The sequence below is a fragment of the Streptomyces sp. NPDC088350 genome (assembly GCF_044753545.1).
Taxonomy (GTDB): Bacteria; Actinomycetota; Actinomycetes; order Streptomycetales; family Streptomycetaceae; genus Streptomyces.
The window spans coordinates 72778-84928 of the sequence record NZ_JBIVNL010000015.1 but is presented as its reverse complement, the minus strand read 5'-3'; the positions used below and the strand labels follow the sequence as shown (position 1 = coordinate 84928).

At 71.2% G+C, this 12151-nt stretch carries 12 protein-coding genes; 5 read left to right on the top strand and 7 right to left on the bottom strand.

Annotated features, from left to right (window positions below):
- The first annotated feature begins 112 nt into the window (after positions 1-112).
- Positions 113-247: a hypothetical protein gene (locus tag ACIQBL_RS40605; protein WP_398853883.1), complete on the top strand. Its 135-nt coding sequence runs from the start codon at positions 113-115 to the stop codon at positions 245-247.
- A gap of 6 nt (positions 248-253) precedes the next feature.
- On the opposite strand, the gene ACIQBL_RS40600 is transcribed toward ACIQBL_RS40605, so the two are convergent.
- Complete coding sequence (locus tag ACIQBL_RS40600) at positions 254-715, bottom strand: GNAT family N-acetyltransferase (RefSeq protein ID WP_401951845.1); 462 nt, start codon at positions 713-715, stop codon at positions 254-256.
- Positions 712-1059, bottom strand: coding sequence for a cupin domain-containing protein (locus tag ACIQBL_RS40595; RefSeq protein WP_401951842.1), 348 nt, complete (start codon positions 1057-1059; stop codon positions 712-714). The genes ACIQBL_RS40600 and ACIQBL_RS40595 overlap by 4 nt, the downstream gene beginning before the upstream one ends.
- A gap of 193 nt (positions 1060-1252) precedes the next feature.
- Between ACIQBL_RS40595 and ACIQBL_RS40590 the strand changes: the two genes are divergently transcribed.
- Entirely contained in the window at positions 1253-2269 is a 1017-nt protein-coding gene (locus tag ACIQBL_RS40590; protein ID WP_401951840.1) for a lytic polysaccharide monooxygenase, read from the top strand.
- Between the two features lie 63 nt (positions 2270-2332).
- Here the strand turns inward: ACIQBL_RS40590 and ACIQBL_RS40585 are convergent, their stop codons facing one another.
- Positions 2333-3193 carry an esterase/lipase family protein gene (locus ACIQBL_RS40585; protein ID WP_401951837.1) on the bottom strand — a complete coding sequence of 287 codons (861 nt, stop codon included), beginning with the start codon at positions 3191-3193 and terminating at the stop codon, positions 2333-2335.
- Positions 3194-3339: 146 nt separating this feature from the next.
- Positions 3340-3786: a MarR family winged helix-turn-helix transcriptional regulator gene (locus tag ACIQBL_RS40580; RefSeq protein ID WP_401951834.1), complete on the bottom strand. Its 447-nt coding sequence runs from the start codon at positions 3784-3786 to the stop codon at positions 3340-3342.
- A gap of 95 nt (positions 3787-3881) precedes the next feature.
- Between ACIQBL_RS40580 and ACIQBL_RS40575 the strand changes: the two genes are divergently transcribed.
- Together ACIQBL_RS40575 and ACIQBL_RS40570 are read left to right on the top strand one after the other, a co-directional pair.
- Positions 3882-4256, top strand: a complete 375-nt coding sequence (locus tag ACIQBL_RS40575) for a cupin domain-containing protein (protein ID WP_401952188.1) — start codon at positions 3882-3884, stop codon at positions 4254-4256.
- A 189-nt stretch (positions 4257-4445) separates the two neighbouring features.
- Positions 4446-4649, top strand: a complete 204-nt coding sequence (locus tag ACIQBL_RS40570) for a hypothetical protein (protein WP_401951832.1) — start codon at positions 4446-4448, stop codon at positions 4647-4649.
- 30 nt (positions 4650-4679) lie between these two features.
- Here ACIQBL_RS40570 and ACIQBL_RS40565 read toward each other — a convergent pair whose 3' ends face one another.
- Together ACIQBL_RS40565 and ACIQBL_RS40560 are read right to left on the bottom strand one after the other, a co-directional pair.
- Positions 4680-5696 carry a DNA polymerase thumb domain-containing protein gene (locus ACIQBL_RS40565; RefSeq protein WP_401951829.1) on the bottom strand — a complete coding sequence of 339 codons (1017 nt, stop codon included), beginning with the start codon at positions 5694-5696 and terminating at the stop codon, positions 4680-4682.
- Positions 5693-9175 carry a DNA polymerase III subunit alpha gene (locus tag ACIQBL_RS40560; protein ID WP_401951826.1) on the bottom strand — a complete coding sequence of 1161 codons (3483 nt, stop codon included), beginning with the start codon at positions 9173-9175 and terminating at the stop codon, positions 5693-5695. Before ACIQBL_RS40560 ends, ACIQBL_RS40565 begins: the two co-directional genes overlap by 4 nt.
- A 535-nt stretch (positions 9176-9710) precedes the next feature.
- Here ACIQBL_RS40560 and ACIQBL_RS40555 point away from each other — a divergent pair.
- On the top strand, positions 9711-10910 hold the full coding sequence (locus ACIQBL_RS40555; protein ID WP_401951823.1) for an AAA family ATPase: 1200 nt from the start codon (positions 9711-9713) through the stop codon (positions 10908-10910).
- Between the two features lie 55 nt (positions 10911-10965).
- Here ACIQBL_RS40555 and ACIQBL_RS40550 read toward each other — a convergent pair whose 3' ends face one another.
- Positions 10966-12048, bottom strand: a complete 1083-nt coding sequence (locus ACIQBL_RS40550) for a S1 family peptidase (protein ID WP_401951820.1) — start codon at positions 12046-12048, stop codon at positions 10966-10968.
- Positions 12049-12151: the final 103 nt, after the last annotated feature.

Sequence of the window (12151 nt, the reverse complement as noted above, 5' to 3'; positions counted from 1 at the left end):
GACAGTCCGATCGTGACAGCCGCCACAGACAGACCCGCACCGATGAGTCACTCTCCCGGAAACGGTCCACCTCGTGAGAACACGAACCCCGGGTGGACACAAGGAGGCAGCCATGCGCCGCGTAACCGTGCAGAAGCCCCTGAAGAAGTCGGACACCCGTCGAGTGCGGGACGAGGCCGACGAGCGCCCTGTCGAGCGCCCCGAGGTCCGAAAGGACATCGCCCGCACGTGGTGGCCGGACGGCTGAGCCCGGTCAGTCGAGCCGCTTGCGGTAGTGGACGCGGTCGTAGGGCCCGTCCGTGCGCCGCTCGACGACCTCGTAGCCGAACTTCGGGTAGATCCTCTGGTTCTCCCACATCATGGCGTTCGTGTAGAGCCTGACCTCGGGCAGGCCGAGCGCACGCGCGCGTGCGTCCACGAACTCCAGCAGTCGTCGTCCCACGCCCGTGCCGTGTGCGTCGGGGTGGACGGCGACGGTGTCGAGGAACAGGTGATCGTCGCGCTCCTCGATCACCACCAGGCCGATCACGGGATCACCGGTCACGAACACCCGCCCGGCGGCCACATTCGCCGTGTGGTCCGCCTCCATGGGCTTCGGCACCACACCGATGCGCGCGATGTAGTGGTGGAACGCCATGTCGGTCACGGCCTTCACGGCCGGCACGTCGGCGGGGACGGCCGTGCGGATGCCGTCGGGCGCCGTGTCCTGCGTCATGGCGCGGCGTGGGTGCGGAGCACGAGCATCCGGACGCCCTCCGTGCTCGTCCACGGCCCGTGTTCCATCCCCGGATGGCGATACGCGTACATGCCCGCGGTGAAGGTCTCCCCGAGCCGCACATCGGTGAGGGCGCCTTCGAGGACGTACACCTCCTCGAAGAAGTCGTGCCGGACGGCGCCCTGCGGGCCGGTGTCCGTCCCCGGCTCGTACCGCTGGAGCACGGTGGCGTCCCCGGACACCGGATCCACGGCCAACTCCTGCTCCCACACCCCGGCGACGGCCCCGGCCGGCCGCCGCCAGGGTGCCTCGGGACGATGGAACTCGGACTGCGGTCTGCTCATGTGCGCCACCTCTCGACCGTCACGAGACTAGCCCTCCCTGAGCCCTCGGTTAGCCCTGCCTTAACGCGACCATAAGGATCTCTCTCCCCCGTCTCCAGCAGGCGATTCCGCCGTTTCCAGGGGCTAGCTTCTGATCACCCCCACGGGGTCCGTCCCCCGCGCCGAGAACCGTCCGAGGAGTTGGAGTTCCGCCATGCCCGCACGCCGCAAGGCCGCCGCTGTCGCCGTCCTCGGCCTGACCCCCCTCGCGCTGACCGCCCTCGCCGCAGTGCCCGCGGCGGCGCACGGTTCGATGGGGGACCCGGTCAGCCGGGTCGCGCAGTGCTACGCGGAGGGGCCGGAGAACCCGAAGTCGGCCGCGTGCAAGGCGGCGGTCGCGGCCGGTGGCACGCAGGCGCTCTACGACTGGAACGGCATCCGGATCGGCGACGCGAACGGGCGGCACCAGGCGCTGATCCCGGACGGCAGGCTGTGCAGCGCGAACAACGAGGAGTTCAAGGGCCTCGACCTGGCCCGCGCGGACTGGCCGGCGACGAGCGTGAGCAGCGGCTCGTACACCTTCGAGTACCGCGTGACCGCACCGCACAAGGGCACCTTCAAGGTGTACATCACCAAGTCCGGCTACGACCCCTCGCAGCCGCTCGCCTGGGCCGATCTGGACCTGGAGCACCCGGTCGCGACGTCCACCGACCCGGTCGCGTCGGCCGGCTTCTACACCTTCTCCGGCACCCTCCCGGCGCGCTCCGGCAAGCAGCTCCTGTACGCGATCTGGCAGCGCTCGGACAGCCCGGAGGCGTTCTACTCCTGCTCGGACGTCAGCTTCGGCGGCAGCGCCACGGGCGCCAACGGCGGTGGTACGACGGGCAGTTCGACCCCGTCACCCACACCCACTCCAGCCGCCCCGACCACTCCCGCGCCGTCCGCCTCAGCCCCCTCCGACGAGCAGATCGCCGCCGGTGCCGGCAAGTCGACCGTCGAGCACCACGGCCACGGGGACGCGGATGCGAGCACCTCGGCGGAGCCGGTCGCGGCCAAGGCCAACGAGCCGCAGGCGGCGGGCAGTTCGCAGGATCTCGCCGAGACCGGAGCCAACGACGGCTCGCCGTATCTCGTCATGGGCGGCGCGGCCTCCCTGGCGCTCGGCGCCGCGGCCCTGTTCGCCTCGGTCCGCCGCCGCGCGGCCAACGGCGGCGGACGGCACGGCCGTTAGCCGGCCGTACAGGGGGCGGGGTCTGTCCGGCGGCTCAGGTCGGACAGACCCCGCGGTGCGCGATCAGCTCAGCGCCGACAGGCAGTTGGTGGTGGTGGCGTGCGCGGGGTCGAGGGCGTTGGCGACCTCGTGGAAGGCGATCCGGTCCGTCAGCCCGAGCAGTGCGTGCTCGGAGAGATCGAGTGAACACAGGTTCTGGATCAGCACGTTGCGCACGTCGGATCCGCTCAGGAACTGGCTGCTGTACGGCGTGACCACCTCGTCGTACCGGGTGGCGATGACCGTGTAGTGGACGCCGGGGACGGTGTCGCCGCCCGCGTTCAGCTTGGTGAGGAAGGCCGAGCCGGCGATCTGGTCGGCGAGGGCGGGGGCGGCCGTGGAGATCACGTCCTGGGCGCCCGGGAAGTACGGCAGGAGTGGGGTGAGGCCGTCCAGGGTGGTGCCGTGGTTGTCGGGCGCGATTCCGACGAGGGTGTTCACCTTGGCGGCTCCGCCGAGGAACTTGAGGTAGTAGCGCGGCATCATGCCGCCCTGCGAGTGGCCGACGAGGTCGGCCTTGGCGGCGCCGGTCGCGGCGAGCACCTGGTCGACGTAGGCCTGGAGTTGGGCCGCCGACTGGTCGATGGGGCCGAGTCCGTATACGAGGGGGACGCCGGGGAGCTGGCCGTAGTCGAAGGAGAAGACGCAGTAGCCGCGCGCCTCCAGGTACGGCGCGAGGGCCAGCCAGTTGTCGGTGCCGTTGGCGAAGGTGCCGTGGACGAGGACGACGGGGTGGGGGTGGGCCGCGGAGGGCCGGCAGTCGTAGTCGTTCCAACCGCTGCTGGAGGCGGTCGCGGCCCGGGCGGTGGCGGCGGGGACGGCGACGACCGCGGCGGTGAGGAGCAGTGCGGTCAGGGGTCTGAGCACTCGTTTCCAGGGCAGCATCGTGTGATCTCCTTGCGGCTCAAGGGAGTTGCGACGGCCTTACGCCCTGTGATCCGGATCACAAGAATGCTGTTCACTCGTCAAGTTACGAGCGAGTAGGTGAGGTGTGAAGTTACGCGTCAGTAAAAACTTCCAGTGATAACCGGTCACCACGTGGGCCTGAGGGGACCGTAGGGCGCAATACGCGCCAAACGGTCACACAACACGCGCACTTCACTCTCGCCCAGCAGTTCGACCCAGGGCCGCACGGCCTCCAGCGCCGCCTCCTCCGCGGCGCGCGTGCAGGCCCAGCCCGACTCCGTGAGCACGACCAGCCGGGCACGCGCGTCACCGGGATGCGGACGCCGTTCGACGTACCCCTTGCGCACGAGCTCGTCGACGAGCTGACTCGCGGCCTGCTTGGTGATGCCGAGGTGCGCGGCGAGGTCGGTGGCCGTCGCACCGTCCGGGGCGAGGCGCGCGAAGGCGAAGCCGTGCGCGGGTCGCACTCCCTCGAAACCACGGGCGACGACCCCGTCGTTGATGCGCTTCGTCAGGTCACCCGCGGCGGCGAGCAGGGCGGCGGTCAGGGCGATGGCCTCGGAGTTCTCCACGACGGCATTGAAACACCCTTGACGGGATGGTCAAGCTGCTTGACCATGTGGGATATATGGTCAAGCAGCTTGACCAACTTCCCCTGGAGGCAGTCGTGCCCGTCGTCCACCCGTCCGACGCCGTCGTCCACGAGATCCACGGCGCCCGCTTCGTCTCGTACGCCCATCCCCGCACCGGCAGCAAGGAGTTGTGCGCCTGGCGCGGCGAGATCCCCGCCGGCACCAAGGCCCCGCTGCACACCGTCAACCACGAGGAGATCCTGCACATCCTCGAAGGCGAGCTGGTGATCACGCTCGACGGCCGCACCGAGCGGGTCGGCGCGGGCGACACGCTGATCATCAACCCCGGCGCGACCTTCGGCGCCGAGAACCCCACCGACCGGACCGTGATCACCTGGGTCACCACGTCCATCGGCCTGGAGGCGGAGCTGGCCGACGGCACGCACATCGTCGCGCCGTGGGCCAACTGACCTGCCGATAAAGGGAGTCCGCTCACATGCGGACGATCGGACCGCCCGGTCCACCGTTTCCCGGTCGCCACAACGTTCCCGTTCCGTAAGGTTTTCGACCGCCCCGGCCGCACCGAACGGGACGAAGCTGAGCGAGGAACGCGGGCGGGTACCGCCCGCGGACGTACCGGTGCGGTGAAGGGAGTGACCATGTTGGTCCGTGGTATCGGCGGGATCATCCTCGTCGTGCTCGGCGCGGTCTGGATCGCGCAGGGCACCGGAGCGATGAACGGCTCGGCCATGTCCGGCCACGGCCAGTACGCGGTGCTGGGCGTGGCGGTCGCGCTGATCGGGCTCTTCCTGCTGGTGCGGGCCTGGCGGGCGCGGGACCGCGACCGCCGCCAACACCCCTGACCGCATTGACTGTTCGTGGCACGGCCGAGGTCAGTCGGCCAGTGCGGCCGGGCGTACGGCCCCCTGCCCGAAGCGCCGACGGGCCCGGTCCGCGGCGGCTTCGACCGCGCGGGCGCGGGCGTCCGTGGGATCCATGGAGAGCTGACGGTAGGCACTGCCGGCCGGCCGCAGGTCGTCGGCGCGGAGCACGAAGGCGCGGACGCGGGCGCGTTGCAGTCCGAGGGAGGTCAACAGACCCAGGGCGGTGGCGGTGAGGGCGGGTGAGTGGTCGGTGGGTTCCGGCAGGGCACGGGTGCGGGTGGTGGAGATGGGGGTCCCCCCGCTCGAACGAAGTTGAGAGTGGGGGAGGTCGGCATAGCGGACCGTGAGGGTGAGCCTGCCCGCGAACTGCCTCTCTCCACGCAACCGTTGACCGATCCGCTCGGCAAGTCCCAGGACGGCACGGTGGTGTTGGGCCGGGTCCAGGCAGTCCCGGCTCAGGGCCAGGTCGGCGACCAGATGCGCCGCCGGTTCCGCGGGGACGACCGGGCGGGGGTCGTGGCCGCGGGCCCGCTCGGCCAACAGCCGTGCCTGGCCCGCGCCGAGGAGCCGTTGCAGGGTCGCCGGGGGCAGGTCGGTGAGCTGACCGACGGTGTGCAGGCCGTACCGGTGGAGCGTGTCCGCCGTGGCGCGGCCGATCCCGGGCAGCGCGGTGACCGGCCGCGCGTACAACCAGTCGGCCGCCTCCCCGGTGGGCACCCAGGTGGTCTCCCCGGGTGCGGACGCGTCGGCCGCCATCGCGGCCAGCATGCGGTTGCCCGCGAGGCCGGCGCTGCTGTCGATGTCGTAGAGGGCCTTCAGCCTCATCTTCACCGTCTGGACCGCGTTGTAGGGAGTCAGGTCGAAGTACCGGAGCGCCGAAGTCAGGTCCAGCTGAAGGGCGTTGGGTGGGACGGCCTGGACGTGGGGCGTGATTCCGGACACCAGTTCGATTACATCGCCGTACTGGGTCTCCGTCAGCTCGGTATGCAGGTGGAGGTGGGCGATGTGCCGCTGACGTGTGCTCATCCCGCACTCCCCGGGCTGCGGTGGCCGAACTTCTTCAGGTCGGCGGAACGGGTGCCGGCGGGCTGGAGGTCGGCGTACGGGTGGAGGCGGGCGCCGGTGGTGCCGTTGGCCAAGGTGCGGTGCGGCTGGGCGGGCTGCGGCCGTCCCGGAGCCGGCTGGGCGGGGGTCGGATGCGGGCGGCCGGCACCCAGGAGGGCGAGGGCGGCCTCGGGTCCGTCGTCCCGGCGGGCCGCCGCGATCTCGTCCAGGTCCCAGGCCATGGAACCGACGACGGTACGACGGGTGCCGCGCACCTGGACCGTCCCGCGCACCAGCAGCAGCCCGCTGTGGAAGACGGTGTACGCGCAGGCCGGGTGGGAGTCCTCGAAGAAGGCGAGGTCGACCAGACCCGAGCCGTCCTCCAGCGTCACGAAGATGATCCGCTTGCCACTCGCGATCGGCGGGGTCTGCGTCGAGGCCCGCACCCCCGCGACCAACACCTGCTGACCGGCACGCAGTTCGGCCAGGTGCGCCGCGTCCGTCGCGCCGATCTCGCGCAGCAGCCGGTGGTGATGCTCCATCAGATGCCGGGAGATGTCGATGCCGAGCGTGTCCAACTCGGCGCTCAGCGCCTCGCGTCCGGTCATCTCCGGCAACCCGCTCGGCTCCGCTCCCCCGACAGCGCCCGTATCCATGGGCAGTTGACCGGATCCCGCGGTCCGGTTGCGGGACTGCCGGTGCAACTCGGTGATCTGGAGCAGGAGATCACGCCGGGTGAGTCGGCCGTCGTGCAGACACCCCAACGCGCCGATCTCCGCGAGCCGTTCGGCGACGGGTCTACTGGGACGGGCCCGCTGCCAGAAGTCCGACAGCGATCCGTACGGCTGTCCCTCCTCGATCCGCGCGCACTCCTCCTCACCGATACCACGCACCCCGGACAGCGCGAGCCGCACGCCCCACTCCTCCTTCTCGGTCATTTCCACGGTGTGCCGCACCCTGGAGCGGTTGATGTCGACGGGCAGCACCGACACACCCCGGCGGCGGGCGTCGGACACCAGGACGCGCTTGGGCCACATCCCGGGGTCGTGTTCGAGCAGCCCCGCCAGCAGGAACGCCGGGTAGTGCGCCTTCAACCAGGCGCTCTGCAGGGCCGGTACGGCGAACGCGACCGCGTGGGCGCGGCAGAAGCCGTAGGCGCCGAAGGCCTCGACGGTCCTCCAGACCTCGTCGCGGACGGCCGCGCTGTAGCCACGCGCGCGTGCCTTCTGGTGGAACCAGTCCTTGATCCTGGGCAGTTGGTCCTTGTCGCCGAGTGCGCGTCGGGTGATCTCGGCGAAGGCGCGGCTGCAACCGGTCAACACGTGCAGCGTGTCGATGATCTGCTCGTGCCAGATGGTCACGCCGTAGGTGTCGGCGAGCACGGGTTCGAGGTCCCGGTGCGCATACACCGGCGTACCGCCATGACGCGCGGCGATGTACCGCTCGGGCATGCCCCCGGCGACCGGACCCGGGCGGAAGAGACTGATGTCGGCGATGACGTCCTGCACGTCACGGGGTTGGAGCCGGGACAGCAGATCCTGCTGACCGGGTGACTCCAGCTGGAACAGGCCCAGCGTCTGGCTCTCCTGGATGAGCTTGAACGCGAACACGTCGTCGAGGGGCACCTGTTGGGGGTCGTCGAGGTCGATGCTGTTGCCGGTGGCCCGTTCGATCTCGGTGACGGCGTGGGCCATCGCGGACTGCATACGGACGCCGAGGACGTCGAGTTTGATGTTGCCGAGCGCTTCGATCTCCTCCTTCGCGGCCATCGCCATGGGGTAGTCGCCCTGCGGGGTGGGCTGCACGGGCAGCCGGTCCAGGAGGGTCGCGTCGCTGATGACCACACCGCAGGGGTGCATGGCCATGCCGTGGATCAAGGAGTCGAGACCCTCGGCCAACTCCCACAGGGGGCCGAACCGGTGCGCCTCGCCTGCCAGTTGGCGCAGTTCGGGCAGTTCGGCGAGCGCGCTCGTGATGTCGGAGGCACGCAGATGCGGAAAGCTCTTGGCGATCCGGTCGACGTCCGCGGGCGCGATGCCGAGAGCGAGGCCGGTGTCGCGCAGCGCTCTGCGCGCCCGGTAGGTCTCGGGCATCGCGGTGACCGCGACGCGCTCCTTCCCGAACCGTTCGAAGATCGTGTCGTAGCACTCCAGGCGGCGGGCGGACTCCACGTCGATGTCGATGTCGGGGAGTGACTCCCGGCGGGTGCTCAGGAAGCGTTCGAACAGCAGGCTGTGGTCGAGCGGGTTGGCGGTGGCGATGTCCAGCGCGTGGCAGACCAGCGAGCCGGCGCCGGAGCCGCGGGCGGCGACCCGGATGCCCTTGGCCCGGATGTCGGCGACGACCTGGCCGACGGCGAGGAAGTACGCGTCGTAGCGCCAGTGGGAGATGACGGCGAGTTCCTCCTCCAGCCGGTCGAGTGCCGGGCGGTCGTGGTCGAGGCCGCGTCGGGCCAGACCCTCCTCACACCTCAGGCGCAGCAGCCCGGCCGCGCCGCCCGTGCCCGGCCCGGCGCCGAAGAGCGACGGTTCCGGGAAGTGCCGCCTGCCGAGGCCGAGGTCCACGGGGTCCACGACACACGCCTCCGCCGTGCTCGCGGTGTCCGCCATCAGCCGGCGGGCCCGGCGGGCGTCCGTTCCGGCACACTCGGCGATCATCCGCGCCACGACCGTCATCTCCTTCTCGTCCTTGAGCCAGCGCTGCCCGCTGTCCAGGCGGCGCCGGTCGATCGGGCGCAGCAGCCGTGCGGCGTCCAGGACGTCGGCGAGGCGGTGCTGGCCGGGGTCGGCGTAGCGGACCGCGTTGGAGAGCACGGCGGTGGTGCGGGTGCGGTCGGCCAGGGCCAGGGTGCGGGCGGCCAGGCGGAGGGAGCCCGGACCTGTGCCGAAACGTTTCTGCGCGACGGCTTCCAATCGAACACCCCTCCCGAAGACCTCCTTCCACGGCGCCAGCAGCTTCATCGCGACGTCCTCCCGGCCCACCGACAGCGCCCGCACCGGCTCCGAGAGCGGTCCGAGCAGAACGGTCAGGCCGGGGCCGCCGTACGCGCGCAGCGCCTCCCACGGCACCACCACCGGTGCCGCGCCGGACGCGGTGCCGGCGTGGGCGGCCGAGGTGATGCGGCACAGCCGCGCCCAGCCCGCCCGGTCCTGGGCGAGCAGCACGAACCGCAGCGGCGGCTCGGCCACGTGCGCGCCGCCATGCGCGGGGGTGGGCGGGCGCCGCGCGGGCGGCGGGGGCGCCAGCGCCTCCACCGCCAGGTCGATGCCGAAGACCGGCCGGACCTCGGCCCCGGCGCACGCCCGCGCGAACCGGACGGCACCGGTGACCGTGTCCCGGTCGGTGAGCGCGAGGGCCGCGATCCCGCGCTCGGCCGCCCACTGGGCGAGCTGCTCGGGGTGGGAGGCGCCGTAGCGGGCGGAGTAACCGGACGCGACGTGCAGATGGGCGAAGCCCGCCATGCCGCACCTCCATCACTCCACCCCTTTTCGGCCATCCGCCCGATATGTTCATCGTACGTCCGTTCGATTACCCTAACCCCATCAGCCCCGGTCAGCGACCACATTCGAATACATGAACGATTCTTTGGAGAGGTGAGCGGTGGCCGAAATGGACACCACTCCGTCAGCTCCCCGGCCGGGCCGAGCAGTTGGGGAAAATCGCCTCCGAACACCCGCACGACATCCGTTCGGCCCCTTCCCGCCTGTGCGGGCACCCGGCCGCCGAGATCGCGGGGGACATGACAGAGACCCCCGGTGCCGGTACGTCCCGTACGGGATGTGGCTTTCGGGGTCGTCGCGCCTCAGGTCACGGCCGAGCAGACGGTGACCCGACTGAAGCGGTTGCCCGGCTCGGCGCGCTGATCACGTTCGCCGTGGGGGCCGCGCCCCTCGCCCTGCAGGGGGTCTTCGGGATCGTGATCACCCTGCTGACGGCGACGCTGCGCCGCTGCCCTGGTCGCCCGGCGTTGTCAGACCCGTCTGCGACCCTGGACGAATGATCAGCACCCTCGCCGTCGAGAACTACCGCTCACTACGCCGCCTGATCGTCCCGCTGACCGCGCTGAACGTGATCACGGGGGCGAACGGCACGGGCAAGTCGAGCCTGTATCGCGCGTTGCGCCTGCTCGCCGAGTCCGCGCGCGGCGGCGCTGTCGCGGCCCTCGCGCAGGAAGGTGGGTTGCCGTCGGTCCTGTGGGCGGGCCCGGAGAAGATCGGCCGCTCGGTGCGCGAGGGCATACATCCCGTGCAGGGCACCGTGCGCTCGGGCCCGGTCAGTCTGCGACTGGGCTTCGCGGGCGACGAGTTCGGTTACGCAGTCGACTTCGGGCACCCGAGCCCCGCCCCCGGCGCGGGCAGCGCCCCCTCCCTGTTCAACCTCGACCCGGAGATCAAACGCGAGTGCATCTGGAGCGGCCCCGTGCTCCGCCCCGCCTCGGTCCTCTCCGACCGCGCGGGAGCCGCCGTCAAACTGCGCGGCGCGGGCGGCGGCTGGTCCCGCGCGCACGGCACCCTGCGCCTGTACGACAGCATGCTCGGCGAGCTGGCCGACCCCCAGCACGCACCCGATGTGCTGGCGGTGCGGGAGTTCATCAGGTCCTGGCGGTTCTACGACCATGTCCGCACCGACGCGCACGCGCCGGCCCGAACCGACCGGATCGGCACGCGGACGCCGGTGCTCAGCGGTGACGGTTCCGATCTGGCCGCCGCCCTGCAGACGATCCGCGAGGTCGGTGACGGCGAGGCGCTGGACGCGGCCGTGGACGCGGCCTTCCCCGGCAGCCGGGTCCAGATCGCCGACCTGGGCGGACGTTTCCGACTCGCCCTGCGGCAGCACGGGTTGCTGCGCGCACTCACCGCCGCCGAGCTGTCGGACGGCACCCTGCGCTATCTCCTGTGGGCGGCGGCACTGTTGACGCCCCGGCCACCGTCGCTGCTGGTGCTGAACGAACCGGAGACGAGTCTCCACCCGGACCTGATCCCGCCGCTCGCCGATCTGATCCTCACCGCCACCAAGGACACCCAGATCATCGTGGTCACCCACGCCAGACCGCTCGCGGACGCTCTCCAGAAGGGCGCGATACGTCACCGTCTCGACGTCAACTCCACAGAGCTGGTGAAGGAGTTCGGGCAGACCACGGTGGCGGGCCGTGAGGGCCCGCTCGACGAACCGCTGTGGTACTGGCCCCAACGCTGAGCCGACCGTACGGACACAGATCCCTCACCGCCACGGCGCTCGGTCGTGCCGCCGCTCAGCCGATCCGCGCGCCGAGGGCCGACAGCGCCTCGGTGACCGGCTGGAAGAAGGTCTCGCCGCCCGAGGCGCAGTCGCCGCTGCCGCCGGAGGTGAGGCCGATCGCCGCGTCGCCGTCGAACAGCGCGCCGCCGCTGTCACCGGGCTCGGCGCAGACGTCGGTCTGGATGAGGCCGTTGACGATGTCGCCGTTGCCGAAGTTCACGGTGGCGTCCAGGCCGGTGACCGTCCCGGTGTGCACCTGGGTCGTCGAGCCGCTGCGGGTCACCTTCTCGCCGACGGTGGCGTCGGCGGCGTGGGTGATGGGCTGCGCGGAGCCGTCGTAGAGGTCGACCTCGCTCGGGTGGGCGACGTCCGAGGTGTACTTGACCAGGCCGAAGTCGTTGCCCGGGAAGCTGGACCGCTCGTTGGTGCCGATCTCGTCGCCGCTGGAGTCGGACCAGGTGGAGGCGGCCTCGGTGCAGTGCCCGGCGGTGATGAAGTAGGGCGCACCGCCCTTGACCACGTTGAAGCCGAGCGAACAGCGCCCGCCCGAGCCGGTGATGGCGTCGCCGCCCGCGATGAGGGGCTTGAACTCCCCCTTGGTCCGGCGGAGTTCGGCCGTGCCGCCGAGTCCGTCGACGACCTCGGCGAGCGCGGTCCATTCGGCCTCGGAGACCGTGCGGTCGGCGGTGACGACGACCTTGTTGGTGGTCGGGTCGGTCGCCCACGAGGTGCCGGGGATGGTGGCGTCCCGCTGGAGGGTCGTACGGGCGCTCGTCAGCTCGGCGAGGGAGTTCTCGACGATTCTCGCCCGGGCGCCGGCCGCCTCGACGGTGTCGGCGGCGGCCCTGTCGAGCACGTTGACCACGAGACTCCTGGTCTTCGCGTCGTAGAACGTGCCGGCCGCGCCGGTGCCGAGGTCCCTGCCGAGCGCCGAGGCGAGCTTTCCGGCCGCCGGAGCGGAGAGGGTGCGGGGTGCGGTCGCCTTCGTGGCCTCGCCGGCGTTCGCACTCGGCAAGGAGGCTCCGGCGACGACCAGTGCGGCTGTGCCCGCGCCCGCCACGACCAGCCGTCGCCGGGGTATGCGTCGGTGCTTCAACTCGTGTCCTCCTGTGGGGAATCGGCCCGGCGTGTCATGGGTACGCGACAGGCCGAAAGGTAGGTTGACGAGCGTCCACTCTTCCGAATCGCACAGGGGGCGT

What these genes read in the sequence shown, in the direction of transcription:
- ACIQBL_RS40570 (WP_401951832.1), top strand. Translation starts at nt 4,446, where the DNA reads ATGTTGGTCCGTGGTATCGGCGGGATCATCCTCGTCGTGCTCGGCGCG.
- ACIQBL_RS40595 (WP_401951842.1), bottom strand. Translation starts at nt 1,059, where the DNA reads ATGAGCAGACCGCAGTCCGAGTTCCATCGTCCCGAGGCACCCTGGCGG.
- ACIQBL_RS40585 (WP_401951837.1), bottom strand. Translation starts at nt 3,193, where the DNA reads ATGCTGCCCTGGAAACGAGTGCTCAGACCCCTGACCGCACTGCTCCTC.
- ACIQBL_RS40605 (WP_398853883.1), top strand. Translation starts at nt 113, where the DNA reads ATGCGCCGCGTAACCGTGCAGAAGCCCCTGAAGAAGTCGGACACCCGT.
- ACIQBL_RS40560 (WP_401951826.1), bottom strand. Translation starts at nt 9,175, where the DNA reads ATGGCGGGCTTCGCCCATCTGCACGTCGCGTCCGGTTACTCCGCCCGC.
- ACIQBL_RS40590 (WP_401951840.1), top strand. Translation starts at nt 1,253, where the DNA reads ATGCCCGCACGCCGCAAGGCCGCCGCTGTCGCCGTCCTCGGCCTGACC.
- ACIQBL_RS40600 (WP_401951845.1), bottom strand. Translation starts at nt 715, where the DNA reads ATGACGCAGGACACGGCGCCCGACGGCATCCGCACGGCCGTCCCCGCC.
- ACIQBL_RS40555 (WP_401951823.1), top strand. Translation starts at nt 9,711, where the DNA reads ATGATCAGCACCCTCGCCGTCGAGAACTACCGCTCACTACGCCGCCTG.
- ACIQBL_RS40565 (WP_401951829.1), bottom strand. Translation starts at nt 5,696, where the DNA reads ATGAGCACACGTCAGCGGCACATCGCCCACCTCCACCTGCATACCGAG.